The organism is Pantoea sp. ME81 (assembly GCF_903970985.1).
Classification (GTDB): domain Bacteria; phylum Pseudomonadota; class Gammaproteobacteria; order Enterobacterales; family Enterobacteriaceae; genus Pantoea; species Pantoea communis.
Map to the genome: position 1 here is coordinate 25,312 of NZ_CAJCKS010000015.1, position 25,063 is coordinate 50,374.

The window sequence follows — 25,063 nt, forward strand, 5'->3', positions numbered from 1 at the left end:
ACTCATGTAAATACAAAGGGTTATCCAAAATGTCACAAGTAAAGGTGTACTGTAAATATTTCGGTTAAATCGCTATTTATAAGCGATGCATGTAAATTTAATAGGTCTAAAAATTTATCTAACTGCTTTTTATTATTTTGATAACTCGTGTTTATAGAGGAGTCAGTGGTAATTTACAAGAGAAATATTATGGTGTAACGTATCGGTAGATTGAAATGAATACAAAGGGGTATTTATCCCCAACTGTATATAATCCTCTAAAAATAAATGATGAAAATTATAGCATGAAAGAGGTATGCTTGAGATAGGGGCTGCCATTTATTTTTATTCAGCCTGGCATTAAAACTTATCTGACTCTACCATTTGTTAAGTGAAAATACCCCTGAGATATTAACTTGGATTTTGTTGGAACGTAAGGAAAGCTAAATGACAAAATTATTCGTTAAATCTGTTAGAAGTTACAGTCCTGACGTGGACGTAGAATTTGATTTCACTTCCAGAGTAAATCTAATTTATGGATTAAATGGAAGTGGTAAATCAACAATATCTGGTTATTTCTTCAATCCAAACAGTGCAGAATATGCTAATTGTAGGCTGACACCCGAGGAAGATGTTCAATTCCTTGTGTTTAATCAAGATTATATTGATGAAACATTCCACAATAGTCAAACTCAACCGGGAGTTTTTACACTTAACAGTGAAAATGCTGAAATAACTAAAATCATTGAGGATAACAAGAAGACTATAACGAGTAATATTAGAGAGATAGACATTAAGAATAATGATGCACAAGAGAAGAGAGAGTTAAAGGAGTCTGTATGCGCTAAAATAATAGATGAAGTTTGGAATAGGACTGCAAGTGTTAGGAAGTCTGAAATTAGTAATCTCGTAAACTGGATGTCAAGGAAACAAAAACTTTTTGAAGCTATTAATGAACATGATAAAGTCAAAGAAATTGAGTTTTCCAACTTGGAGGAAAGATATAAATATTTAAATAAGTTCAAAGAAGTCAAGTATTCACGCATACCTAAATTGATACTTCCAATATTATCAGACGAAGATAGTAAGGTCTTAAGCACACCATTATTAAGTACCAGTAATAGTCAGTTGTCGAAAGCTATAGAAAAGCTATCTAATTCTGACTGGATAAGAGCTGGTGTTCAATATTTAATGGATGATCAATGTCCATTTTGTCAACAGCAATTAAACAGAGATGCTTTCAAACAAGACTTAAACAATATATTCGACGAAACGTATAATGAAGGTTTATTAGAGGTTGATGCTGTAAAAAAACGTTATGCAATTTGGCGTGATAATTTAGACAACTACTTGGTTAGTTTTAATGATCTCGGTGAATTAGTAGATAATAACTTATTGTTAAAAAACATCAGAGATATTCAGCATCATTATGAAAAGAACGAAGAATTAATAGAAAGTAAAAAATCCTCTCCATCAGAGTCTATATATTTAAATGGCGACAAAAACATACTTAATGGTTTAATTGATCAGGTCAATGAGTTAAATGAAAAAATAGAAGAGCACAATAAGAGAATTGATAATTACGATGGTGAATGTGAAATATTACGACAAGACCTCCTCTCCCATTTAAGATTAATGAACGAGACATCCATCAATCGGTATCATGAGCAATCGAAAGAATTAGATGATTTGATTTATAAGCTGGTTGAAGAAGTTGAAAATATAAATAAAAAGAATAAGCAATTGCAATCCGAAAATAGAATAAAGTCGAGCGAGGTTATAAATATTGAAGAAACAATAAGTAAGATTAATGATAGCCTCGTATCTCTTGGTGTGATGGGATTCACATTAATAAAGCATAAAGATGAATCAGAAACATATAGACTTCACCGGGAGGGGCAAAGTAATACTAAGAGTGTATTTAAATCATTAAGCGAAGGTGAAAAAACGATAATATCGTTCTTGTATTTCTTAGAACAATGCAAAGGGATTAAAAATAAAGATGATGTCATCAAAGACAAGTTTATTGTAATCGATGATCCAATTTCAAGTCTTTCTCATAATTATATATATGAGATATCTGCAATGATCTTTAATGATCTAATTTTGAAGGATGTAGCAAAAAAGTTCATCATTTTGACGCACAGTCTATTTTTCTTCCAAGAGTTGGTTATAACAGCAAGTTCCGAAAAAAACATCATAAAGAATTGGAGTTTTAATCGAATAGTCAAAGGCCAGTTTAGCCAATGTTTTCAATTGAAAAGAGACGATATTCTGAATGAATATCAATCATTATGGCAAACATTGAAAGACGCAAAAAATGGGACCGTGAACTCCATCATCTTGCCAAATGTGATGAGAAATATTCTTGAGTATTATTTCAGTTTTTCTTGTAAGAAAGACAAGCTTAAAGAGGTTTTGAAATCACTTGCCGATTCTCATGCAGAACCTCGTTATAACTCATTCTATAGATTTATAAACAGGCATTCACATTCAGACGGGAAAAATATTCAGTCTATAGGTCATATTGAAGTTGGTGTTTACTTGGAAATGTTTGAGAGGATATTTACTGATACTGGAGATGAAGATCATTTTAATGCAATGATGGGAGCCGAAAAAACAGCATAACTTAAATTTATTGAGGTCGAGAGCTAACTAACTCGACCTTACAGTATCGGAGGTTACCACCGACGGGTGTATCACTTAGCGATTCGGCAATGAGCGTTTGTGCTTGCACACATCTTCCCAGCGACCGAAACGAAAGCGTTTGTATCTACATACATCGACGACTTTCGGACCCATGATGGCTCTCCTTTTCTTCCCAGTGGGACACTGGTTAGTCCTTGCACCCTGTGTACAAGCACGTAACAGGTAAGGTGAAGAGGCACCCGGGGTGGTAACATAACGAATTATAATGACTGAACATTTTATTTCAAGATGTAAGTGATTTTTTTTGCAGCTGATAAGCTGTCGGCGAGGGCTATATCGTGAGGATAAGCACTTCACTAATCTCATAAATTATGCGTTTGCGTTTGCGTTTCTTGTTAGCTTTATGAAATTAATCTTATTTATTATTTCTGATAACAGGATTCAAAGGGGGAATACGCTCCAGACTCATCAATCGATGATATGGCAATACATTAAGGGTTATGATGCTGAGTATAACGGTTTTATAATGGTGTAACATCAAAGTTATTGCGTCATAGACATTTAATGTATTAATTCATGAACACGTTTCGAACGTCACGGTATATTCGTCGGCGAAAGTTGAATTCTGAGCGTCATCCACCATACCACATTCAAAGCCCATATTATATATGTCGAATTGTGCTTTTTGTAACATTATGATTAAAATATGGGCCGGGATGAATTGTCAGCCAGTATTTCCGAAGTAGATGCCCCTCTTTTATAAAACTTAAGTTGATGTTTAAAACTTGCCATCATCTGCGATGAATGCTCTACGAAGAATGAATATCCAACTAATAATTTTAAGTGCAATAATTATGATTATGATCATATTATAGTAATAATCATAATTTCATAGGACTACAAAGTGATCTGGGCTGTATACATATCAGATAAACCACATTCGAAGATTAATTTCTCTATTGGCATGAATCAGGGAGTTTGGGGAGTAAAGGAGTCAAAGAAGGAAACTGTTCGGAACATAAAAACCGGTGATTTAGTTGCCTTTGTTTACTCTATCTCCTGGTTAAAAGCCGAAGGGGCACCACCCCCGGGCTTCTCCCGGGTGGGAAAAGAGCAGTTGCATAATTTTCGTGGGTTGGTACAAAAGATTGTAGTTGGTGAGGTTACAAATAGTTTTTATAGTTCATCGAAAAAAGTATGGCCGGATGATGATTATCCATACCGCTTCGACTTCGAAATTGTCCAAGATTATGGTGAGGACATATTTTTTGGAACAGAATTTTTCAATGAAGCATTCGTTGAGGCAGTGCGCTATTCTGCCTGTACACAGGGGGCAATCACTAAGGCCAGTTCTGTAGAACTGCTAACTGATATTACCTGCAACGCGGATGAACAAGCGGATGAAAAATCAACTCTTGAGACATCCGCGTATGAAGGTCAGCCTATCTTGAGATTGCATCTGTCCCGAGAGAGAAACTCAAAAATTGTTGAGCAGAAGAAAAAACAGGTGCGTAGTTTAACTGGCAAACTTGAGTGTGAAATCTGCTCGATGGATTTTGAGGGGATATACGGTGAATTAGGCCATGGTTTTGCAGAGTGCCATCACAAAAAACCTCTAAGCCTTCGGGATAAGAGCGAAGAAACTGAGCTTAATGACCTTGCTATTGTCTGTTCAAATTGCCACCGAATGCTACATAGAAAACGCCCATGGTTAACACTCGATGAGCTGAGGGAAATTTATGAAAAGCAAAAGTATTGAAGACTTACAGAAAAAATTAACTGATTTCGCACAAGTTAGAAATTGGGACAAATTTCATTCGCCGAAGAACCTCTCGGTTGCACTTTCTGTTGAAGTTGCTGAATTAAACGAGATTTTCCAATGGCTAACTGAGGAACAGAGTAAGAATCTTAATCTTCAACAGTCGACTCAAGCAGAACAAGAAGTGGCGGACGTTTTCTTATACCTTCTCCAGCTATCGAGCAAATTAGACATCAATATCCTTGATGCGGCTTATAGAAAGATTGAAATAAACGACAAGAAATACCCTGTGGACACCTGTTTTGGTTCAGCGAAAAAGTGCAATGAGTTTTAGCTCATATCCTCATCAACAGCAGCGAGGTGGCCAGTAGTAGTCCACTGACAATATTTGCCAATCGCTTCTTACGGTTACATTTTACCATTCAAATAGTTTAAATGTATTCCAAGAGGTACATTGCTTTTCTGGCTTGCAAGATATCTCTTGCAAGCAAATTCATTCTCGTGAGCTGTATGCGATACTCATGTAGGGAGAGGTTGAGATTAAGGATTAACTCAGAACTTCAACCGAAGCTCCTCCACGTTCATATTTAATTCTGAATTTGAAAGTCCTGTCGCATGTCACAATCAGTTCGTTGGCGAATGGTGTTGGCTGAACATCGTTTACACTGTCACATTCATAACCCACGTATCGAATTTCAGATTGCACCTTTTGGATATCCATTTTTTCTGTAGCAATGGCTTCTTGCATGACTCCGCACCAAATTACGAGCAACACAATGAATTTAATCATTTTTTATTGTACACCCTGCTGATTTCTCAATGTTAATCGTTAAATTTCACATGATTATTGATCGATAAAATCGATCAATTCAATAAAAATGATCGATTTTATCGATTATAAAAATACCAGCACTCATGACTTAACGAAGGGACTTAGGAAGGAGATGGAGTTGCAGGTGGGGATGGATTGTCCGTGGGATACAAACTGAGATACAGTGTGTGATACAAGAAAAACAGCAGTGCCGTAGATGCCTGATGTATTGGTGAAAGTTCCTGACTTATCGGTCAGTTTCGACTTCTTTATGGAAAAACCCCGCTCCGGCGGGGTTTTTGCTATCTGGCGTACGGCGCAAGATGAATGACTGTCCACTCCACTCTCTATGAAAAGAACGCGGCTTACCGGTCAGTTTCGACTTTTCAGGTAAAAACCCCGCTCCGGCGGGGTTTTTGCTATCTGGCGTACGGCGGCAAGATGAATGACTGTCCACTCCACTCTCTATGAAAAGAACGCGGCTTACCGGTCAGTTTCGACTTTTCAGGTAAAAACCCCGCTTCGGCGGGTTTTATGCTATCTGGCGTATGGCGGCAAGATGAATGACTGTCCACTCCACTCTCTATGAAAAGAACGCGGCTTATCATTCAGTTTCGACTTTTTCATGTGAAAAAACCGCCTCGGCGGGGTTTTTGCTATCTGGCGTCCAGCGGCAAGATGAATGACTGTCCACTCCACTCTCTATGAAAAGAACGCGGCTTACCAATAATTAAAATAAATTCTCGTTCGCAGAGAATAAAAAATGCCAAAGCGTAAAGAAATGAAAATCCCGCATAACAAAATAAACCTTATGCCAGAATAGGTGCGTATTTCACTACCGAGGACAATTTTTCATCCACATCGACGAAAAGCAACAGCGTGGATAAGTTGTAAAATTATGGATAAAATGCTCGCACCAATGATGGCAACCTCTATTTATCTCTCTGAACACTTCCACTGCTCGATCTGCGACCAGCACTGGCGCTTCGCGCTTTAGCACCACACTCTCCTTATTTAAAAATATTCTTAAAATTTCACATGCGTTTATTTCGCGTGATAGTTCTCTATTTCTCTTAAGGAGAGAAAGTATGCGCTATTGGCTTTTATTAGTTTTAGCTATCCTGGCTGAAATAACCGGCACGCTCTCTATGAAATGGGCCAGCGTCAATGACGACAACGCGGGTTTTATTTTTATGCTGGTGATGATTGCGCTCTCTTATATTTTCCTGTCTTTCGCCGTAAAACGTATCGCTTTAGGCGTGGCCTATGCGATGTGGGAAGGTATCGGCATTCTGTTTATCACCCTGTTCAGCGTCACGCTGTTCGATGAACCCTTATCGCTGATGAAGGTGGCGGGCTTAATCACGCTGGTGGCGGGAATTGCGCTAATCAAATCTGGCACGCTGACACGCAAGGAGCTGCAACATGGCCACGTTTAATGCGGTGCACGTTGCCTGGCTTGCACTGGCGATTGGGTTGGAGATCGTCGCGAATATCTTTCTCAAATACTCCGATGGTTTCCGCCGTGTCATTTACGGCCTGCTCTCACTGGTCGCGGTGCTGGGGGCATTCAGTGCGTTGTCACAAGCGGTGAAAGGGATCGATCTCTCAGTGGCTTATGCACTGTGGGGTGGTTTTGGTCTGGTGGCAACGGTAGCGGCTGGTTGGGTACTGTTTGGTCAACGTCTGAATCGCATCGGCTGGTTAGGGGTGGGATTGCTGATTGCTGGGATGGTGCTGATTAAGTTTGCTTAAAAGTGGGCACATCGGCCTGACTCTTAGCGGCTAACGCGCATGAAGAAATGGAGTGTCAGGCGGTTCACCTCGTATTCCACCTTTTAAAACCTGCACAACACACTCCTTAAAAAAGGAGTGTGTTGAACGCAATGATCCCCACTAACCTCAACCGCGGCCGTGTGGCTCATCCCAGTCAAACGCCGGGCCTAGCGAAATCACGCCGCTCGGGTTGATGGTCTTGTGGCTACAGTAATAGTGATGGCGAATATGTGGCAGATTCACCGTATCGGCGATGCCCGGCATCTGGTAGATATCACGCAGGAAGCCGCTCAAATTGCGGTAATCACTGATGCGGTGACGGTCGCACTTGAAATGCGTGACATACACCGGGTCGAAGCGGACTAAGGTGGTCCATAAACGCAAATCCGCTTCTGTCAGGCGATCGCCGGCCAGGTAGCGATGCTGCCCGAGGATCTGCTCAAGTCGCGCCAGCGAATGGAACAGCGCGGTGACTGATTCATCATAGGCCGCCTGTGAGGTCGCGAATCCGCTCTTATACACGCCATTGTTCACCGTGTCGTAAATCCAACCGTTCAGCTCATCGATCTTATCGCGCAACGCCGGCGGATAATAATCCCCGGCGCGGGCACCTTGTGCATCGAAGGCCGTGTTGAGCATACGGATAATATCAGCCGATTCATTACTGACGATGGTGTGCTGAGTTTTATCCCACAGCACCGGAACGGTCACGCGGCCTGTATATTGCGGGTCGGCGTGCAGGTAGAGTTGATAGAGGTATTCGTTTTGATACAGAGAGTCGCCGGTTGCGTCCGGGAAATCGTCGTCGAAGGTCCAGCCGTTTTCCAGCATCAATGGATGCACCACTGAGACGGAAATCATCTCTTCCAGCCCTTTAAGCTGGCGCATCAGCAGCGTGCGGTGTGCCCACGGACAGGCAAGAGAAACATAAAGATGATAGCGATCGCGCTCGGCAGCGAAACCCGCCTTGCCGGTGGGGCCAGCACTGCCATCTGCGGTGATCCAGTTGCGCCAGACTGCTTCTGTGCGTTTGAAGCGGCCACCGGTTGACTTCGTATCGTACCAGGTGTCATGCCATACACCGTCAATCAGTTGTCCCATAAGCCCTCCATAAAGAAAAAGGGCGAGGAAAATCCTCGCCCCTGCAAATCAGTATATGTGTTCTGGCAGCGCTTGTGTGCTTAGCGTGCGGCTGCTGGTGCGAAACGAGCACGAATCAGACGGTCGATGCTGTATGCACCCGGACCTACCAGACCCAGCACCAGGAAACCACCGGCGATGGACAGGTTCTTCATGAACATCAGCTGGTTAACGCCTTCAGCAAAGTTGCTGTGGAACAGGAACGCAGTCAGCACAGTGAAGCCCGCAGTGAACAGTGCGGTGAAACGCGTCAGGAAACCGAACAGAATTGCCAGACCGCCGCCGAACTCCAGCAGAATAACCAGCGGCAATAAGAAGCCCGGGACGCCCATCGCCTGCATGTATTGTGCGGTACCGGCATAACCGGTGATTTTGCCCCAGCCCGCAGTGATGAACAGAATGGTCATTAATACGCGTGCCAGCAACAGGCCTGAGTCTTCGAATTTTTTCATCATTTACTCCAACAAGAATTAAGAAGCAGGTTGTTGGCCTGCAAGGTTTTGATCCCGCAGAATCGCTGGTCGCAATTCGTTGGGCTGATGGAGGAAGATGATAGTCGCAGGTTGCAACAGTTGTAAGCGAGTTAAACTGTCAATGTTGTTCAGGGATTTTGATAAAGAAAAACCGAATCTTTTAGATCCGGTTTCAAATGAAGGCGTTAGCGAGGTTCGAGCGTGGATTTAATCATGCGCCAGGTACTCCAAAGCCCAAAACCGCGTTTTGCCCAACGCAAAATACGGTTAGGACTGCGGATTGACCAGATAGCCAGTGCGCTGCTGCCAATCGCCAGATAGCGGCGTAAGCTGAGAAACGTTAGCCAGCCGCGATCGTAGTGAGCGGTGCCATCCAGCCAGTCACGGCGTGCAGCACTGAGATCCAATCGCTGCTGCTGAACCTGATTCAACAGTTCATGAATGCGTGCTTCACGTTCACGACGGCTCATGAGCGATGCTCCTCCAGCAAGCTGCGATCGGTTTCCAGCTCCTTGCGGGTATGACGTAGCAACGTTGACTGGCGTGACTTATATAGCGTCCACACACCAAAGATCAGCGCCAGCGCAAACAGTACGGCGGTAGTAATGGCAATCGCCATCAGCCGATACTGCGCATCTACCGCCCAGATGATCAGCACCATCAGGCTCATTAAACCAAAAGCGGTAAACAGCATCGTCAGTCCAACCATCATCAGCATCTGAATCAGATTGGCTTTCTCCTCCTCCAGCTCGACAATCGCCAGACGGACGCGCGTTTCCACCATCCCGACCAGGGTGGTGACGATGCGCTGACCGATGTTGAAGACCCCTTTGCCTGGGCCGTGGCTCTGACTATCGCTCATATCAACGACGTGAGATCAGGATGCCGATCAGTACACCGACAGCTGCACCGATGCCTACGCCGTGCCACGGATTATCGCGCACATACTCGTCGGCCTTTTCTGCCGCTTCACGCGTGGATTGCGCGATGCGTTCACCGGAATCGCCCAGTCTCTCACGCGAACTTTCAATCGCGCCGCGCGCTTTGCTGCGCAGTTTGTCCAGTTCGGTTTTCGATTTATCCGCCGAGCTGCTCAGTACTTCTTCCAGGGTGTCAGCAAGGTTTTTCAGTTCCGCACGCAGATGTTCAGATGTGGTGTCTTTAGACATGAAGTTCTCCATTACATCATCTATTTAAGTCCGATTAGTAGGGCTCAGCCTCAAGCTTTTTCAGCTCGTGCTGTGCCTCTTCCAGCTTACGTTCGCGCTTCTCAATCTTATCTTTGTCGCCATCCTGACGCTCTTCCTTCAACTCACGCTCACGTTCCGCAATTTTGTGTTTTTGCTCTGCAATGCGTTCGCTGTGGGCTGACTTCAGTCTCTCATCAGTACAGTTCGCACGTACTTCAGTGAGCGCGCGCTCCAGCCCGGTCACCCGGCGCTGGTTATCATGCTGTTTAGCCATGTCGATTTCGCGCTGAATGTCGTGCTCTTTTTGCTGACACAGCGACTCAGCTGCCATCAGAGATCCCGAGAGGGAGAACAGAATAGCACCCAGCAGTAATTGATGTTTCATCAGGTTTTACCTTCCATTGTTGATGACCTGCCGCAAACCGGGCAGGAGAAGCGTCCCAGCTTGTCTTAACTCGCGCTACCTTTAAGCATAGACAGCAGACGAAAAAATTCAACGAAGACGCGGGGATAGCGAGGATTGATTCACCGTCTGGCTTATCACCAGACGGCTAAAATCAGCTGTAAGTTGGGCGGTTGCTGTCAGGTACTTGCTGCGAAGCTTGCGGTCCGCTTGCGACGACAAAGCCCTGTGGCAGTAAGCGTTTCAGCACTTTTTGGGCGGCAAGGCTTTGTTCTTCATTTTCGAAATGAATCACCAGCGCATCGCCCGCAGGTGTAATGCTTTTGATACGCACACCTTGCGCACTAAGCTGCTGATACAGATAAAAGCCATCCGGCAGATTGGTGCCATTGTGGGCAACACGGATTTGCACCACGGTATCGTGCTGCAACATCGACGGCACAAAAATCACCGCCAGCAGCGCCAGCACAGCGCCAAGCGCCCAGGGCACGAAGCGCCTGGGGAATCCACGGAATCTGATCATGGCTGTGAATTCCCATTGCGTGAAGACTGACGTTTACGCCACAGCACCACCAGAGAGCCCACCAGACCAATCACCAGTAACACCAGCGGTAACAGCATCAGGCAGAACATCAGTTCATCTTCATAGCGGCGGAAAATCGGCGTTTTGCCCAGCGCGAAACCGAGCACCGTCAGAATCAGCACCCACAGGAAGCCGCTCATCCAGTTGAAGAACTGAAAGCGTGCATTACTCAGGCCAGAAAGCCCCGCGATGGTCGGCAGCAGGGTGCGCACAAAGGCAATGAACCGACCGATCAGCAAGGCCGAAAGACCATGGCGATGGAATAAGCTGTGCGCGCGTTGATGATATTGCGCCGGAAGGTGCGAGAGCCACTTCTGTACGGTAGGCGTATTCCCCAGCCATCGGCCCTGAATGTAGCTTACCCAGCAGCCCAGACTGGCGCCAGTGGTCAGAATCAGGATGGTCAGCGGGAAACCCATGGTGCCTTTGGCAATCAAAACACCGACTAAAATCAACAGACTATCGCCGGGCAGAAACGCGGCGGGTAGCAGGCCATTCTCAAGAAACAGGATCAAGAACAGCACGCCATAAATGGCCCAAACCAGTGTCGGGTCGGAGAGCATTTCGTAATCCTGCTGCCACAGGGCATGCAGCAATGCTTTCAAAATATCCATCAATCATTCCTGAACATCATTGTTAAACGTGCCCGTAAGGGGCTGAGGCGCAGGCTGGCTTGGTTATACATTTTTGGTATGCAGCCGTTGCGGGATTTCCGGATCCATCCAGAATTGATTGTTAAATCAGCGACTTTTTAAAGCCCTGTCGCAAAGGGTAAGAAAAGGGCGATAACTGTAACAAAAATCACGCAGGTCAGACAGTGTAAAGTGGCGCTCGCACAGGAGTTTTACCTTTTGACGCAGATGCTCAAAAGGAGCTTTACATGAGCTGACACTATTGCAGATTAACTGACTTATTCGCCTGGAAATGCAGCAGAATCAATAAGAATTATCATTACCTTCCGGCAGGATGACGGGATTTTCCGCAAACATGTAACGGTCGACATTAAATTCAAAATCGTCGGCGGTGGCGTTAAACAGCATCTGTTTAGTATTTTCCAGGTGCTGCCACATTGCCAGCTTACTGGCGGCGGGATCTTTGCGCATAAGTGCTTTCAGAATCTGGTCATGATCGTCGCACCAGCTGGTGATGTTGCGCGCATCAATATGTTCGTGCAGTTTGAGCCAATAAGGGTTGTGCAGGCGATGCAACCACATCTTCTCGACAATCGCGGCGAGCGCGCTATTTTGCGTGGATTGAGCGATGCGGACGTGGAAATGCATATCCCATTCTGAATCACGAGAATGGTCTTCCTGGCGGGCTTTTTCCTGAATCGCCATCAACGCCATAATGTCCTGGCGTGTGACCTGGGTGGCGGCAAACTCGGCCACGTTGCTTTCTATAAGCTGGCGCGCCTGTAACAGCTCAAACGGTCCGAAGCTGGCAAATTCCAGTTGGCTGGGGGTGGTCTCACGGTTTTGCTGTTGATTGCTGATGACGTGGATGCCTGAGCCTTTACGTACTTCAACATACCCTTCCACTTCCAGCATAATGATGGCTTCGCGAACCACAGTGCGGCTGACTTCCATCTCTTCAGCGATCAGGCGTTCAGCAGGCAGCTTATCGCCTACACGATAATCATCCGCCTCGATACGACGTTTGAGTTCACTGGCGAGTTGTTGGTAAAGACGACGGGATTCGTTCAGATCCATTGCGCGGTTCGCTGTGGCAGGGAAGGATGAGTTGTTATACCACTTTGACCGGGTGGAGGAAATGGGCTGACGTGCGCCAGCCCAAAGCGTGGAGATTAAGTGCGAGCTGTTGCCGGTTGTGCCACGTGCTGTACGTCCAGCTCCGATACCGGCTGGTTTTTCAGCACGGTCCAGATCACACAGGCACCGAGCAGGTCAAATACTGCCAGCGCGGCAAACAGCGGACTGAAGCCCAGCGTATCAGCCAATGCACCCACCACCAGCGCAAACAGGGTGCTGGCAGTCCACGCGGCCATGCCGGTCAGGCCATTTGCCGTGGCCACTTCATTACGGCCAAATACATCCGAGGAGAGGGTGATCAATGCACCGGACAGTGCCTGATGGGCGAAGCCACCGACGCACAGCAAACCAATCGCTACGTAAGGGCTGGTAAACAAACCAATGGTGCCCGGTGCAATCATCAGCACCGCGCCCATGGTCACCACCAGTTTGCGCGACACAATCAGGTTCACGCCAAACCAGCGCTGGAACAGCGGTGGCAGGTAACCACCGACGATACAGCCGAGGTCGGCAAACAGCATCGGCATCCAGGCGAACATGGCGATCTCTTTCAGGTTGAAGCCGTATACCTTAAACATAAACAGCGGGATCCACGCGTTAAAGGTGCCCCATGCCGGTTCCGCGAGGAAACGTGGCAGGGCAATACCCCAGAACTGACGATTACGCAGAATCTGACGGGCTGACATTTTGCTGTTATTGCCGGTCTGATGCTGTACTTCCTGACCGGAAATAATGTAGTGACGCTCTTCATCGCTGAGCTTGGTTTGCTGTTTAGGATGTTTATAAAATATTAACCAGCACAACGCCCACGCCATGCTCAGCACGCCAGTAATGATAAAGGCCAGCTGCCAGCTGTGCGCCAGAATCGCCCATACCACCAGCGGTGGTGCCAGCATCGCACCAATCGATGAACCAACGTTGAAGTAGCCTACCGCGACGGAACGCTCTTTGGCCGGGAACCATTCGCTACTGGCTTTCAGGCCTGCAGGAATCATTGCCGCTTCGGCCGCGCCCACCGCGCCACGTGCCAGCGCAAAACCGCCCCAGCTGCCTGCCATGGCGGTGGCAGCACAGAAGATCGCCCAGAGGATGGCAAACACCGCGTAGCCAATTTTGGTGCCCAGCAAATCCAGCACATAACCTGCCACAGGTTGCATCACGGTGTAGCACGCCGAATAGGCGGCGACGATATAGGAATATTGTTGGGTGGTAATACCCAGCTGCGTTTCCAGCGTCGGCGCAGCCACGGCAATGGTATTACGCGTCAGGTAACCGAGTATGGTGCCCACTGTCACCAGCCCAATCATGTACCAGCGTAGCCCTTTGATCTTACGCATCATTAACCTCTTCCAGTCTGTCGTGACACTTGCCATTAAAGGTAGGGGAGCACTTGAGCACTCCCGCTGGCGGCGATGACGAATCAGACCTGCCGCCTTGTTGTTATGAGATGTGCCAGGAGGTTCGGCATCAACGAGGCGAGAGATTAACTTGTTATACAACTTTAAAAGTTGAATGCCATCACAAAAACCCTGCATGTGCTGTGTGATCCGCTAAACAGGCGTTATAACAGCAAGTTAGTACAATATGGCTGACTATTTTGTCCATATACCCACAGGGAAACTGTCATTATTGTGAGGTCTATCGCAAACAATTTTGCCGATCGTCAAAATTGGTATGATAACTTTGAATCAGAAGCCAATTGGCCCCAAACATGAGGAAGCAGGTATGTCGCGTTTTATGAGTGAGGATTTTCTACTCGATAGCGAGTTCGCCCGTCGTCTGTACCATGACTACGCCAAAGACCAGCCGATTTTCGACTATCACTGCCATTTACCGCCGCAGCAGATTGCCGAAAATTACCGCTTTACCAATCTCTATGACATTTGGCTGAAAGGCGATCATTACAAATGGCGTGCGATGCGTGCTAATGGCGTACCCGAAACGCTGTGCACCGGCGACGCCAGCGATCGCGAGAAATTCAACGCCTGGGCACGCACGGTGCCGCACACTATCGGCAATCCGCTGTATCACTGGACGCACCTTGAGCTGCGCCGTCCGTTTGGCATTACCGATGTATTGCTGAATGAGCAGAGCGCGGATCGCATCTGGCAGCAGTGCAATGAGCTGCTGGCGCAGGATGCCTTTAGCGCACGCGGCATCATGCAGCAGATGAAGGTGAAAATGGTCGGTACCACTGACGATCCACTTGACGATCTGCAGCACCATCGCACGCTGGCGGACGATGCCAGCTTTAGCGTTAAAGTGCTGCCAAGCTGGCGTCCGGATAAAGCCTTCAACATTGAGCTGGATACCTTCCTGCCTTGGATTCAGCGTCTGGAACAGGTCGCCGATGTCAGCGTGCAACGCTTTGATGATCTGCGCCGCGCGTTGAGCCTGCGTCTCGATCATTTTGCCGCACACGGCTGTAAAATCTCCGACCATGCGCTGGACGTAGTGCTGTTTGCCGAGGCCGATGAAAGCACGCTGGATAGTATCCTGGCGCGTCGCCTGCAAGGTGCTGCACCGACGCAAGAAGAAGTGGCGCAGTTCAAAACAGCGGTGCTGGTGTGGCTCGGCAGCGAATATGCGCGTCGCGGCTGGGCGCAGCAATATCACATTGGCGCGCTGCGTAATGCTAATCGTCGGCAGTTCGATATTCTCGGCCCGGATGTAGGCTTTGACTCCATCAATGACGCGCCGATGGCGATCCCGCTGGGCCGTTTACTGGATGCGCAGAACCGCAACAATGCACTGCCGAAAACCATCCTTTATTGCGTTAACCCGCGCGACAACGAAGTGCTGGCGACCATGGCGGGCAATTTCCAGGGCGAAGGTGAACCCGGCAAGATGCAGTTTGGTTCCGCATGGTGGTTTAACGATCAGCTTGATGGCATGCATCGTCAGATGACGCAGCTGGCGCAAATCGGCCTGTTGAGTCGCTTCGTCGGTATGCTCACCGACAGCCGTAGTTTCCTCTCCTATACCCGCCACGAGTATTTCCGCCGCCTGCTGTGCCAGATGATCGGCAACTGGGTTGAGCGCGGTGAAGCGCCAGCCGACGAAGCACTGCTGGGACAGATGGTGCAAAACATCTGCTTCAACAACGCGCGCGATTACTTCGGCATTGAGTTGGGAGCCTGATGATGCAGCGGCTAAACCGTCACGATTTCCCCGGCGCAAGCTATAGCGAGCGCGTGATCCAGTTTGGGGAAGGCAACTTCCTGCGGGCGTTTATTGACTGGCAGCTCGACTGGCTCAATGAGCATCAGGGCACCGATGCGGGCGTGGTGGTGGTGCGGCCGCGTAACCGCGTGGTGGAAGACTCACTGAATCAGCAGGACGGTTTGTACACCACGCTGATCCGTGGATTGAACGCGCAGGGCGAGCAGGTGAGTGAAACCCGCCTGATCCGCAGCCTCAATCGCGAGATCCAGCCCTATCAGCAGTTTGAGGATTTTCTCGCACTGGCCCGTGCGCCGCAGATGCGCTTTGTGTTCTCTAATACCACCGAAGCAGGCATTGCCTTTGTTGAGCAGGATCGGCTGGAGGATGCGCCAGCCTCTTCCTTCCCAGGCAAGTTGACACAACTGCTGTGGGCGCGCTTCCGCCACTTTGGCGGTGCGGCAGAGAAAGGCTGGTTGATCGTGCCGTGCGAGTTAATCGACCATAACGGCGATGCGTTGCGTGATTTGGTGCTGCGCTATATCAAGCACTGGCAGCTGCCGCCGGAATTTGCCCGCTGGGTGCTGGATCATTGTGCGTTCTATAACACGTTGGTGGATCGCATCGTTACTGGCTATCCAGCCGATGGTACCGACATCGCTGCACAGTTGGGTTACGAGGATCGCTATCTGGTGGCGGGCGAAGTCTATTACCAGTTTGTGATTCAGGGGCCCGATGCGCTGGCGCAAGAACTGAAACTTGCCGCGCTGGCGCCGGAAGTGAAGTTCGTCGATGACATCACGCCCTACAAAGCGCAGAAGGTGGCGATCCTCAACGGGGCGCACACCGCGATGGTGCCGGTGGCGTTTCAGGCCGGACTGGAGAGCGTCGGTGCAGCGATGGATGATGCCGACATTGCGAACTATGTTGATGCGCTGCTGCGTGAGGAAGTGATTCCGACGCTGGATCTGCCGCGCGATGAACTGCACGCCTTTGCCGATGCAGTACAGCGTCGCTTCCGCAATCCGTTTATCCGACATGCTCTGCTCTCCATTGCGCTCAACGGCATGACCAAATTCCGTACCCGTTTGCTGCCGCAGCTGTTGTTGTCTCAGCAGCAAACCGGCGAATGGCCACCGCGCCTGACCTTCGCCTTTGCCGCGCTACTGGCGTTTTATCGCGGCAAGCAGGGCGACCAGCAGTGGCCTTTGCAAGACGACGACCACTGGTTGCAGCAGTTCGCAGAACTGTGGCCAGCCGTAAACCAGCACACATTGACCCCGGAACAGTTGGTGCAGGCGGTACTCTGCAACCGCTCACACTGGGGCGAAGATCTCACTCAGCGGCCCGGATTAGTGGCCGCAGTCAGCCAACACCTGCAAAACATCGTTGTCCACGGGATGCGGACAGCGCTGGTACAACTGAGATAACGCTATGCAAGATGCGATAAGAATCCATTCGCGCGACAACGTGGCGGTAGCGCTGCGCGATTTGCCTGCCGAAGCCAAAGTCGAAATTGATCGCCAGTTTATTACCTTGCAGCAAGAGGTTGGTCGGGGCCACAAGTTTGCGCTGGCGCCGCTGGCAACGGATGCGCTGGTGATCAAATACGGCTTGCCGATTGCCCATGCCACGCGCCCGATCGCCATTGGCGAAATCATTCACTCCAGCAACGCACGCACTAATCTGAGCGATGTGGATGAGTACGACTACCAGCCGGAGTTTCTCGATATCCCCGCTCAGGCCGGCGATCGCGAGGTGCAGATTTACCGCCGCGCCAGTGGTGAAGTCGGTATTCGTAATGAGCTGTGGATTCTGCCAACGGTGGGCTGTGTGAACGGCATCGCCCGGCAGATTCTGTCACGCTTCCTCAAGGAGACCAACGAGGCAGAAGGGATCGATGGGGTGCACCTGTTCAGCCATCCGTTTGGTTGTTCTCAGCTCGGTCAGGACCATGAAAACACCCGCACCATGCTGCAAAACATGGTGCGCCATCCCAATGCCGGTGCGGTGCTGGTGATTGGTCTGGGCTGTGAGAACAATCAGGTGGATGTGTTCCGCGAAACGCTGGGCGGCTTCGACAGTGACCGCGTGCACTTTATGGAGTGTCAGAAGCAGGACGACGAAGTCGAAGCCGGCCTTGAACGGCTGCATGCACTGTACAACGTGATGCGTAGCGATCAGCGTCAACCGGGCAAGCTCAGTGAACTGAAGTTCGGACTGGAGTGCGGCGGATCTGACGGTTTCTCTGGCATCACCGCCAACCCGATGCTGGGCTGCTTCTCCGATCAGATGATTGCCAACGGCGGCACTACGGTGCTGACCGAAGTACCGGAAATGTTTGGCGCAGAGCGCATTTTGATGAGCCGTTGCCGGGATGAAGCCACCTTTGATAAAACCGTGGCGATGATCAACGACTTCAAGCGTTACTTTATCGACCATCAGCAGCCAATTTATGAAAACCCATCGCCGGGTAACAAGGCGGGCGGCATCACCACGCTGGAGGAGAAATCCCTCGGCTGCACGCAGAAAGCAGGGCAGAGTCAGGTGGTGGATGTACTGAAATATGGCGAGCGTCTGGTCACGCCTGGCCTCAATCTGCTGAGCGCGCCAGGAAACGATGCGGTGGCTACCAGCGCGCTGGCGGGCGCAGGTTGTCATATGGTGTTGTTCACCACCGGACGCGGCACGCCTTATGGCGGATTCGTGCCTACCGTGAAGATTGCCACCAACTCGCAGCTGGCAGAGAAGAAACCGCACTGGATTGATTTTAATGCCGGGCGTTTGATTGAGGGCATGAGTATGCCGGAGATGCTGGCCGATTTCGTCGATATGATTGTGGCGATTGCCAACGGCCAACCGGCGCGTAACGAAGCCAATGATTTCCGCGAGTTAGCGATATTTAAGAGTGGTGTCACGCTGTAAACATCAGGTGCGATCGATGTGCATCTGACAACAATCACACCTGCTTATCTTAAGGGCGGCATGAATGCCGCCCTGTGCAATGCCAATTTATTCTGTTTCAGACACCGTACACGGTTCGCGCTCGGCTTCCGCCTGGCACACCGCTGCCGTAAACAGAATGTCGGTTGAAGAGTTCAGCGCCGTCTCGGCGGAATCCTGCAATACGCTGATGATAAAGCCGATGGCCACCACCTGCATCGCCAGGTCATTCGGAATCCCGAACATGTTACAGGCGACCGGAATCAACAGCAGCGAACCGCCGGCCACACCCGAGGCGCCACAGGCACAAATCGAGGCCACAAAACTCAGCAGGATTGCCGTCGGCACATCCACGGAAATGCCCAGCGTGTGTACCGCCGCCAGTGTCAGCACCGTGATGGTGGTCGACGCGCCCGCCATACTGATCGTCGCGCCAAGCGGAATAGACACAGAATAAGTATCTTCATCAAGATTCAGGCGTTTGGCGATCGCCATATTTACTGGAATATTTGCGGCAGAGCTGCGGGTAAAGAAGGCGGTCACGCCACTTTCACGGATGCAGGTAAACACCAGCGGATAAGGGTTACGACGAATCTTTTGGAACACCAGAATCGGATTCACCACCAATGCCATGATGGCCATGCATCCCAGCAGCAGCGCCAGCAGCGTTGCGTACTCCTCAAGTGCACCAAAGCCGGTTGAGGCCAGAATCGAGGCCACCAGACCAAAAATCCCCAGCGGCGCACAGCGAATCACGCAACGCACCACCCACGTCGCCGCATGCGAAGCATCGGTAAGAAACGCCTTGCTGCTTGGGCTGGCATGGCGGAAAGCCAGACCGAGGCCGATGGCCCACACCAAAATGCCGATGTAATTGGCGTTGAGTAACGCGTCAATCGGGTTAGCCACCATGCTCATCAACAGACCGTGCAGCACTTCGGTAATGCCAGACGGCGGTGAAATTTCGGTTGCGCCCACGTTCATTGACAGAGTTTGCGGGAACAGATGGCTCAAGGTGACCGCGACCACAGCGGCAAAGAAGGTGCTCAACAGATAGAGCATGATGATGGGACGGATGTTGGTTTTCTGCCCTTGTTGATGATTAGCAATCGAAGAAATCACCAAAACCAACACCAGCAGCGGGGCCACCGCCTTCAGGGCGCGAACGAACAGTTCACCCAGCAGACCTACGGCCAGAGCGGCATCACGTGAGAACCACGCCAGCGCTACGCCGGCAATCAGGCCAATCATGATTTGTTTTACCAGGCTTCCTGCGAACAGCGCGCCCAGACGTCCAATAAAGTTATTTAGCATAGTTCGGTCTTTTTATAGCGGTATGAGTGTTGTGCGCGGTTGCTCCGCGCCAAACGGTTTGCCCGGCGGAGTATAAGGAAAAGTCCTGGTGAGGGAAGAGATAATTCTGGACGTGCGGCGCAGATCGGTTTTTTGATCTGCTGACGATATGAAATGTGACAGAGCTATGAAAGGTGAAATTTGCAGCTGGCGAAACAAAGCAGGGGCGATTACCGCCCCTGCAGAAGATTATGATGAGATGCGTTTCTGGTCGTTTCTGTGGTTAACCCAGGCGTTAATCAGCAGGGTACCGCCCAGAATCACGCCCACCACCGACAGTGAGATGCCCACCGGGATATGGTAGAACTCGACGATCAGCATCTTGATACCGATAAACACCAGCACAATCGCCAGGCCATATTTCAGCATCGAGAAGCGCTCAGCCACGTTCGCCAGCAGGAAGTACATGGCGCGCAGACCGAGAATCGCGAACAGGTTCGAGGTCAGGACGATAAAGGGATCGGTCGTCACTGCGAAGATCGCCGGAATACTATCAACCGCGAAAATCACATCGCTTAGCTCCACCATGATCAGCACCAGCAGTAGCGGGGTGGCAAACAGCACACCATTTTTGCGGGTGAAGAACTTCTCGCCTTCAAGATTATCCGTCATGCGCAGATGTTTACGCAGCCAGCGCACCACCGGTTTGTCGCCCACCGCCGCGTCATCGCCTTCTTTGGCAAACGCCATTTTCAGGCCGGTGAACAGCAGGAAAGCGCCGAACACGTAGAGGATCCAGCTGAACTGCGTCACCAGATAGCTGCCGGCGAAGATCATGATGGTACGCAATACGATCGCGCCCAGCACGCCATACACCAGCACGCGACGTTGCAGGTTTGCCGGAATAGCGAAGTAGCTGAACAGCATCAGCCACACGAAGACGTTATCCACCGCCAGCGCTTTTTCCAGCACGTAGCCGGTGAGGAAAGCGAGGGTTTGTGCGGTCGCCACTTCTCGGCCGGCGGTGCCTTCGAGGTACCACCAGAAAGCGGCGCTGAACAGCAGGGAAACGGAGATCCACACCAGCGACCAAACGGCGGCCTGCTTAAATGACATGGTTTGCGCGCCGCGACGTCCCTGTAAGAAGAGATCGATCGCCAGCATGATGAGCACAACAACAGCGAAGCTGCCCCAGAGTAACGGTGTGCCTACAGTGTGCATAGTTGTAATCCTGTCCGGAAAATAAAAAAGCGGCTAAGTCAGAAGACGTTAGCCGCTTTGATCAAGCTGCAAGCAAACCTCGCCTTCCGGCAAGGTCTCACTTACAACTCAGAATAGATTCCGGGTTGCCTGACGACCGGATGCGTTTAGCATCGTAATGACGATCAATCAGCTTACAAGTTACTCCCCTTTGCAGCGGTGAAGATACGTCCAACCGCGCAAGGATTCAATGGGGAGTTTGAAATATTTTGCAATATTTACACTTAAGCCTGGTCTGCCGGGAACACCACGCCAGTCTGGCGGCGGATTTCCGTCAGCAGTTTTGCTGTGATGCGCGAGGCTTCCAGTGCCGGATGCTCGACCTGGCGCTGCTCAACCCGTTGGGCAAAGGCCTCGGCTTCATACAGCATGGTGTTGATATGCTGCGGTTGCGTCAGATTCTGGCTCTCGCCACCGCGTGGGATAAAGCGCAACTGCTGGCATTCCGAGATTTTCTCAATCACCAGTGAGCCGGCTTCGCCCTGAATTTCGCTCGGAATCAGTGAATCGCTCACCTTGGAGTGCAGCAGCGTGACATCAAAATCGCCGTAGCTCAGCACCACCACACCGTGCGCATCGACGCCACTCTCCAGCAGCGAAGCCTGCGCTTTCACCTGCTGCGGTTCGCCCCACAATGTGACGGCAGCAGCCAGGCAGTAAAAGCCAATGTCCATAATCGAACCGTTCGACCAGCGCGGATTAAAGGTATTGGGATTTTCGCCGTCGAGATAACGCTGATAGCGTGAGGAGTACTGGCAGTAGTTAATCAACGCTTTACGCAGCTTGCCAAGTTGCGGCAGGGTGTTCTGCAGTTGCAGGAAGGTCGGCAGGCTGGCAGTTTTAAACGCCTCGAACAGTACTACCTGATGCTGGCGCGCGCAGGCGATCATCGCCTCGGCCTCACGCAGATTCGATGCCATCGGCTTTTCGCAAATCACATGTTTGCCGTGCGACATAAACAACATCGCTTGCTCAGCGTGTAACGCATTCGGGCTGGCGATATACACCGCATCGATTTCCGGGCTGGCCGCCAAATCGTCGAGGGAAGTGAAGGTAAGTTTGCAGGGATAGTCAGCGATAAAGGCATCCGCCTGTGACTGCTGGCGCGAATAGACACCGCTTAACTTCATTTTGCCGGTCTCATGCGCGGCGTCGATAAACTGGCGGGTTATCCAGTTGGTTCCCACAATGGCAAAACGAATCACGGCTTTGAACTCCTGCAACAGTAAAGCGGCAGAGTAGCATGTTCAGCGGATCGTTCGTCAGACGAAATTTGATCATGCGATCCGCATTCCAATATGATGATGCGGCACATTTTTTTAACCAGCTAGCGGGGACGCGCGGGTGAGTGGAAGTAAACATGCATTGAACTGGACCACACTGCTGATTGCTATCCCCGTGGGATTCGTCGCGTCGCTGGTGACCTTAGCCTTTCGCGGCGTCATTGATCTGATTAACCGCCTGCTGTTTAACAGCGACAGCGAAATCACTGTGGCGATGCACGTCTGGCCGTGGATTTTCTGGCCGCTGCTGGTGGGCGCGGGCGGTGTGCTGGCGGGGTTCTTCCTGCGCTATGCGGTGGCGATTGAGAAACAGGAAACGGTTAAAACCGACTATCTCGAAGTGATCAACGCGCGCCTGGATGCGGTGCCGACCAAAACTTCGCTGTTCCGCGCACTCTCCTCGATTGCCAGTATCGGCAGCGGTGCTTCGATTGGTAAAGAGGGGCCGATGGTGCAGCTCTCCGCGCTGAGTGGCAGCCTGATGGGCCGCTGGTTTCCGCAGATGCGTAACAGCGATATTGTGGCGATGGCGGCAGCGGCCGGGCTCTCTTCGGTGTACCACGCACCGCTGGCCTCGGCGATATTTGTCGCTGAAATTGCCTTTGGTATCTCAGCGCTACAGCGGCTGATCCCGCTAATTGTCGCCTCGGCGGTGGCGGTGATGACCATGTGGTCACTTGGCTTTCGTAGTGCGCTCTATCCGCTCTCCGAAGCCTTGTTCCAGATGGATATCAGCAGTTTGTTGATGACCATCGTGATTGGTTTGGTAGCCGGTTTAGCCGGTTGGTTGCTGATCAAGTTGATTGCCCGCAGCAAAATGCTATTTGGTCGTGTTAAGTCATTGCCTGCGCGTCTGGGACTTGGTGGCTTAGCGGTGGGTTTGCTGGCATTGATCTCCACCGATATTCTGGGCAACGGCTACGAAGTGATCGTCAAGATTATCGATGGTCACTATGTACTGGCCGGATTGATTGGCCTGCTGGTGCTCAAAACCCTGGCCACCACGCTGTCGGTGGGATCGAACGCGGTGGGCGGTCTGTTTACCCCTTCGCTACTGATTGGTGCGCTGCTCGGCGTGGCGCTGGCGCAGATGGGCGTGGCACTTCATCTGCCGGTTGGCGATACCCTGCTTTACGCGGCGATTGGTATGGCGGCGGTATTAGCGGCCGTGAGTCAGGCGCCGTTAATGGCGATGCTGATGGTGCTGGAGATGACGCTCAACAGCAGCCTGTTATTCCCGATCATGATCGCCTCGGTGCTGGCTTCCATGGTGGTGTACCGACTGCAATCGGCCAGCACCTATCCGGTGGTGAGCAACCACTTTAGCCGCTCAGAAGCCAAATTCGATTTCGATAATATGCGCGTAGATCAGCTGATCATTCCTGGTGCGGCGCTCCAGCCGGAAGAGTCTGTGGGGCAGGCGCTGGCTGTGAGTTCGCTGAAGCGCGAACGCTATGTGTATGTGATCAACAGTGCGGGGCAGTTTCTGGGGGTAGTATCGATCCATGACATCTCGCGCAAAGTGTTATCGCAGGAGATCACCCTGGATTCCCCGGTCAGCAGCGTGATGGATGATAACTTCCCGTGCATTTATCAGAACCAGAGTATGCGTGAAGGCTGGGAGGCTTTTGCCCGCGTGACGCTGGAGCGTTTACCGGTGCTCAACAACCCGCAGGAGCGCCGCTTTATGGGCGCCTTGACCAAAACCAGTTTGATTCAGAAGGCGCAGGAGTTTCTTTAAGCCGCGTTACCGCGCATCGCCTGATCCGTCATCCACAGGCGCGCATCGAACTCCAGTTGGTGGTAATCCGGTTCCATATGGCAGCAGAGTTGGTAGAACGCTTTGTCGTGATCCTTCTCTTTCAGGTGCGCCAGTTCGTGCACCACGATCATGCGCAGGAACGGTTCCGGTGCCAGACGGAAGAAGGTGGAGATACGAATCTCGGCTTTGGCTTTCAGGTTGCCGCCCTGCACGCGCGAGATGGCGGTGTGCAGGCCAAGCGCATGTTTCATCACCTTAATTTTGTTATCCCAGAGCACTTTGCTGATCGGCGGCGCGCTGCGCATATAGCGGCTTTTCATTGCCTGGGTGTAATCATACAGCGCACGGTCACTGACAATATTGTGCGTGTCAGGATAGCGTTCCTGCAAAAAGCTGCCCAATCGCTGATTATCGATCAGCAACTGCACCTGTTCGAGGATGTTTTCAGGATAACCCTGCAGATAGATTAATGACATTGGGATTCCCGACGAAAGACAGTATACTGCGCCCCCTTTTTAGGGCGAAAATCGCGCAAAGTGTACCACGCCGGAGATTCCATGAGCCAACTTGAACTGACCAATCGCACGCTGACCTTGCAGCGCTTCCCGCCGATGCGTGAAGAAAGCCCGTTACAGGCGTGGGATTCCGCCGATGAATATCTGTTGCAGCAAGAACTGCCAGAAGGACCGGTGCTGGTGTTCAACGACAGCTTTGGTGCGTTGACCTGCGGACTGAACGGCCGTGAAGTGTGGCACGTCAGCGACTCGCTGCTGAGCGAGCAGGCGGCGAAACAGAACCTGCGTCTTAATGAGATGGACGAAGATCAAG

The 25,063-nt window shown here is 50.4% G+C and carries 24 protein-coding genes and 1 pseudogene; 10 read left to right on the forward strand and 15 right to left on the reverse strand.

Annotation, left to right across the window (positions count from 1 at the left end; all coding sequences use genetic code 11):
• The first annotated feature begins 426 nt into the window (after positions 1 to 426).
• From H7A81_RS04685 to H7A81_RS04695, 3 genes are all read left to right on the forward strand, one after another.
• Positions 427 to 2,607, forward strand: a complete 2,181-nt coding sequence (locus tag H7A81_RS04685; RefSeq protein WP_182056885.1) for an AAA family ATPase — start codon at positions 427 to 429, stop codon at positions 2,605 to 2,607.
• A 925-nt stretch (positions 2,608 to 3,532) separates the two neighbouring features.
• Complete coding sequence (locus H7A81_RS04690; protein WP_182056886.1) at positions 3,533 to 4,387, forward strand: HNH endonuclease; 855 nt, start codon at positions 3,533 to 3,535, stop codon at positions 4,385 to 4,387.
• Complete coding sequence (locus tag H7A81_RS04695; RefSeq protein WP_182056887.1) at positions 4,368 to 4,721, forward strand: nucleotide pyrophosphohydrolase; 354 nt, start codon at positions 4,368 to 4,370, stop codon at positions 4,719 to 4,721. Before H7A81_RS04690 ends, H7A81_RS04695 begins: the two co-directional genes overlap by 20 nt.
• A gap of 213 nt (positions 4,722 to 4,934) precedes the next feature.
• Here H7A81_RS04695 and H7A81_RS04700 read toward each other — a convergent pair whose 3' ends face one another.
• Positions 4,935 to 5,135 (reverse strand): hypothetical protein, encoded by a 201-nt coding sequence (locus tag H7A81_RS04700; protein WP_182056888.1) that lies wholly within the window; start codon positions 5,133 to 5,135, stop codon positions 4,935 to 4,937.
• 1,151 nt (positions 5,136 to 6,286) lie between these two features.
• On the opposite strand from H7A81_RS04700, the gene mdtJ reads away from it, so the two are divergent.
• On the forward strand, positions 6,287 to 6,637 hold the full coding sequence (gene mdtJ / locus H7A81_RS04705; protein ID WP_034829204.1) for a multidrug/spermidine efflux SMR transporter subunit MdtJ: 351 nt from the start codon (positions 6,287 to 6,289) through the stop codon (positions 6,635 to 6,637).
• Positions 6,624 to 6,953: a multidrug/spermidine efflux SMR transporter subunit MdtI gene (gene mdtI, locus H7A81_RS04710; protein WP_034829202.1), complete on the forward strand. Its 330-nt coding sequence runs from the start codon at positions 6,624 to 6,626 to the stop codon at positions 6,951 to 6,953. Before mdtJ ends, mdtI begins: the two co-directional genes overlap by 14 nt.
• 147 nt (positions 6,954 to 7,100) lie before the next feature.
• Here mdtI and H7A81_RS04715 read toward each other — a convergent pair whose 3' ends face one another.
• The 10 genes from H7A81_RS04715 to H7A81_RS04760 all read right to left on the reverse strand — a co-directional run bounded on the left by H7A81_RS04715 (position 7,101) and on the right by H7A81_RS04760 (position 13,869).
• Positions 7,101 to 8,075 carry a glutathione S-transferase family protein gene (locus tag H7A81_RS04715; RefSeq protein ID WP_160868601.1) on the reverse strand — a complete coding sequence of 325 codons (975 nt, stop codon included), beginning with the start codon at positions 8,073 to 8,075 and terminating at the stop codon, positions 7,101 to 7,103.
• Positions 8,076 to 8,155: 80 nt separating this feature from the next.
• On the reverse strand, positions 8,156 to 8,566 hold the full coding sequence (locus H7A81_RS04720) for a DoxX family protein (protein WP_058959530.1): 411 nt from the start codon (positions 8,564 to 8,566) through the stop codon (positions 8,156 to 8,158).
• Between the two features lie 206 nt (positions 8,567 to 8,772).
• Entirely contained in the window at positions 8,773 to 9,057 is a 285-nt protein-coding gene (locus H7A81_RS04725; RefSeq protein WP_038644523.1) for a YqjK-like family protein, read from the reverse strand.
• Positions 9,054 to 9,449: a phage holin family protein gene (locus H7A81_RS04730; RefSeq protein ID WP_034829196.1), complete on the reverse strand. Its 396-nt coding sequence runs from the start codon at positions 9,447 to 9,449 to the stop codon at positions 9,054 to 9,056. The genes H7A81_RS04725 and H7A81_RS04730 overlap by 4 nt, the downstream gene beginning before the upstream one ends.
• 1 nt (position 9,450) lies before the next feature.
• Positions 9,451 to 9,756 (reverse strand): YqjD family protein, encoded by a 306-nt coding sequence (locus H7A81_RS04735; protein ID WP_034829194.1) that lies wholly within the window; start codon positions 9,754 to 9,756, stop codon positions 9,451 to 9,453.
• A 34-nt stretch (positions 9,757 to 9,790) separates the two neighbouring features.
• Entirely contained in the window at positions 9,791 to 10,162 is a 372-nt protein-coding gene (locus H7A81_RS04740) for a DUF1090 domain-containing protein (protein ID WP_034829192.1), read from the reverse strand.
• Positions 10,163 to 10,334: 172 nt separating this feature from the next.
• Positions 10,335 to 10,703, reverse strand: coding sequence for an EnvZ/OmpR regulon moderator MzrA (mzrA, locus tag H7A81_RS04745; protein ID WP_034829191.1), 369 nt, complete (start codon positions 10,701 to 10,703; stop codon positions 10,335 to 10,337).
• A complete protein-coding gene (locus H7A81_RS04750; protein WP_034829190.1) occupies positions 10,700 to 11,377 on the reverse strand; it encodes a DedA family protein in 678 nt (225 codons plus the stop codon). Before H7A81_RS04750 ends, mzrA begins: the two co-directional genes overlap by 4 nt.
• Before the next feature lie 321 nt (positions 11,378 to 11,698).
• Positions 11,699 to 12,472 (reverse strand): transcriptional regulator ExuR, encoded by a 774-nt coding sequence (gene exuR, locus H7A81_RS04755; RefSeq protein WP_034829188.1) that lies wholly within the window; start codon positions 12,470 to 12,472, stop codon positions 11,699 to 11,701.
• A 95-nt stretch (positions 12,473 to 12,567) separates the two neighbouring features.
• Positions 12,568 to 13,869, reverse strand: a complete 1,302-nt coding sequence (locus H7A81_RS04760; protein WP_097119559.1) for an MFS transporter — start codon at positions 13,867 to 13,869, stop codon at positions 12,568 to 12,570.
• Positions 13,870 to 14,257: 388 nt separating this feature from the next.
• On the opposite strand from H7A81_RS04760, the gene uxaC reads away from it, so the two are divergent.
• The 3 genes from uxaC to H7A81_RS04775 are packed head-to-tail and all read left to right on the forward strand — an operon-like array spanning position 14,258 to position 18,619.
• Entirely contained in the window at positions 14,258 to 15,673 is a 1,416-nt protein-coding gene (gene uxaC, locus H7A81_RS04765; protein WP_182056889.1) for a glucuronate isomerase, read from the forward strand.
• 2 nt (positions 15,674 to 15,675) lie between these two features.
• On the forward strand, positions 15,676 to 17,124 hold the full coding sequence (locus H7A81_RS04770) for a tagaturonate reductase (protein WP_182056896.1): 1,449 nt from the start codon (positions 15,676 to 15,678) through the stop codon (positions 17,122 to 17,124).
• Between the two features lie 4 nt (positions 17,125 to 17,128).
• The gene (locus H7A81_RS04775) at positions 17,129 to 18,619 is read left to right on the forward strand and encodes a UxaA family hydrolase (RefSeq protein ID WP_182056890.1); all 1,491 of its coding nucleotides are present in this window, start codon (positions 17,129 to 17,131) and stop codon (positions 18,617 to 18,619) included.
• A gap of 87 nt (positions 18,620 to 18,706) precedes the next feature.
• Here the strand turns inward: H7A81_RS04775 and sstT are convergent, their stop codons facing one another.
• The 3 genes from sstT to H7A81_RS04790 all read right to left on the reverse strand — a co-directional run bounded on the left by sstT (position 18,707) and on the right by H7A81_RS04790 (position 22,395).
• A complete protein-coding gene (sstT, locus tag H7A81_RS04780) occupies positions 18,707 to 19,951 on the reverse strand; it encodes a serine/threonine transporter SstT (RefSeq protein ID WP_182056891.1) in 1,245 nt (414 codons plus the stop codon).
• A gap of 228 nt (positions 19,952 to 20,179) precedes the next feature.
• Positions 20,180 to 21,151, reverse strand: a complete 972-nt coding sequence (locus H7A81_RS04785; RefSeq protein WP_182056892.1) for a TerC family protein — start codon at positions 21,149 to 21,151, stop codon at positions 20,180 to 20,182.
• Between the two features lie 263 nt (positions 21,152 to 21,414).
• Positions 21,415 to 22,395 carry a Gfo/Idh/MocA family protein gene (locus H7A81_RS04790; protein WP_058959522.1) on the reverse strand — a complete coding sequence of 327 codons (981 nt, stop codon included), beginning with the start codon at positions 22,393 to 22,395 and terminating at the stop codon, positions 21,415 to 21,417.
• A 139-nt stretch (positions 22,396 to 22,534) separates the two neighbouring features.
• Between H7A81_RS04790 and H7A81_RS04795 the strand changes: the two genes are divergently transcribed.
• Entirely contained in the window at positions 22,535 to 24,214 is a 1,680-nt protein-coding gene (locus H7A81_RS04795; protein ID WP_182056893.1) for a chloride channel protein, read from the forward strand.
• On the opposite strand, the gene H7A81_RS04800 is transcribed toward H7A81_RS04795, so the two are convergent.
• Positions 24,211 to 24,711, reverse strand: coding sequence for a M48 family metallopeptidase (locus H7A81_RS04800; RefSeq protein ID WP_182056894.1), 501 nt, complete (start codon positions 24,709 to 24,711; stop codon positions 24,211 to 24,213). The two genes, H7A81_RS04795 and H7A81_RS04800, sit on opposite strands and share 4 nt — an antisense overlap.
• 81 nt (positions 24,712 to 24,792) lie before the next feature.
• Between H7A81_RS04800 and H7A81_RS04805 the strand changes: the two are divergent.
• A pseudogene (locus tag H7A81_RS04805) lies at positions 24,793 to 25,063 on the forward strand (23S rRNA (guanine(1835)-N(2))-methyltransferase); the annotation flags it as partial.

Excerpts from the sequence above, each read along its gene's own strand:
- mdtI (WP_034829202.1), top strand. The coding sequence starts at position 6,624 with ATGGCCACGTTTAATGCGGTGCACGTTGCCTGGCTTGCACTGGCGATT.
- H7A81_RS04740 (WP_034829192.1), bottom strand. The coding sequence starts at position 10,162 with ATGAAACATCAATTACTGCTGGGTGCTATTCTGTTCTCCCTCTCGGGA.
- H7A81_RS04700 (WP_182056888.1), bottom strand. The coding sequence starts at position 5,135 with ATGCAAGAAGCCATTGCTACAGAAAAAATGGATATCCAAAAGGTGCAA.
- H7A81_RS04760 (WP_097119559.1), bottom strand. The coding sequence starts at position 13,869 with ATGCGTAAGATCAAAGGGCTACGCTGGTACATGATTGGGCTGGTGACA.
- H7A81_RS04720 (WP_058959530.1), bottom strand. The coding sequence starts at position 8,566 with ATGAAAAAATTCGAAGACTCAGGCCTGTTGCTGGCACGCGTATTAATG.
- sstT (WP_182056891.1), bottom strand. The coding sequence starts at position 19,951 with ATGCTAAATAACTTTATTGGACGTCTGGGCGCGCTGTTCGCAGGAAGC.
- H7A81_RS04770 (WP_182056896.1), top strand. The coding sequence starts at position 15,676 with ATGCAGCGGCTAAACCGTCACGATTTCCCCGGCGCAAGCTATAGCGAG.
- H7A81_RS04685 (WP_182056885.1), top strand. The coding sequence starts at position 427 with ATGACAAAATTATTCGTTAAATCTGTTAGAAGTTACAGTCCTGACGTG.
- mzrA (WP_034829191.1), bottom strand. The coding sequence starts at position 10,703 with ATGATCAGATTCCGTGGATTCCCCAGGCGCTTCGTGCCCTGGGCGCTT.
- H7A81_RS04785 (WP_182056892.1), bottom strand. The coding sequence starts at position 21,151 with ATGCACACTGTAGGCACACCGTTACTCTGGGGCAGCTTCGCTGTTGTT.
- H7A81_RS04725 (WP_038644523.1), bottom strand. The coding sequence starts at position 9,057 with ATGAGCCGTCGTGAACGTGAAGCACGCATTCATGAACTGTTGAATCAG.
- H7A81_RS04730 (WP_034829196.1), bottom strand. The coding sequence starts at position 9,449 with ATGAGCGATAGTCAGAGCCACGGCCCAGGCAAAGGGGTCTTCAACATC.
- H7A81_RS04800 (WP_182056894.1), bottom strand. The coding sequence starts at position 24,711 with ATGTCATTAATCTATCTGCAGGGTTATCCTGAAAACATCCTCGAACAG.
- H7A81_RS04750 (WP_034829190.1), bottom strand. The coding sequence starts at position 11,377 with ATGGATATTTTGAAAGCATTGCTGCATGCCCTGTGGCAGCAGGATTAC.
- H7A81_RS04695 (WP_182056887.1), top strand. The coding sequence starts at position 4,368 with ATGAAAAGCAAAAGTATTGAAGACTTACAGAAAAAATTAACTGATTTC.
- H7A81_RS04715 (WP_160868601.1), bottom strand. The coding sequence starts at position 8,075 with ATGGGACAACTGATTGACGGTGTATGGCATGACACCTGGTACGATACG.
- exuR (WP_034829188.1), bottom strand. The coding sequence starts at position 12,472 with ATGGATCTGAACGAATCCCGTCGTCTTTACCAACAACTCGCCAGTGAA.
- uxaC (WP_182056889.1), top strand. The coding sequence starts at position 14,258 with ATGTCGCGTTTTATGAGTGAGGATTTTCTACTCGATAGCGAGTTCGCC.
- H7A81_RS04775 (WP_182056890.1), top strand. The coding sequence starts at position 17,129 with ATGCAAGATGCGATAAGAATCCATTCGCGCGACAACGTGGCGGTAGCG.
- mdtJ (WP_034829204.1), top strand. The coding sequence starts at position 6,287 with ATGCGCTATTGGCTTTTATTAGTTTTAGCTATCCTGGCTGAAATAACC.
- H7A81_RS04735 (WP_034829194.1), bottom strand. The coding sequence starts at position 9,756 with ATGTCTAAAGACACCACATCTGAACATCTGCGTGCGGAACTGAAAAAC.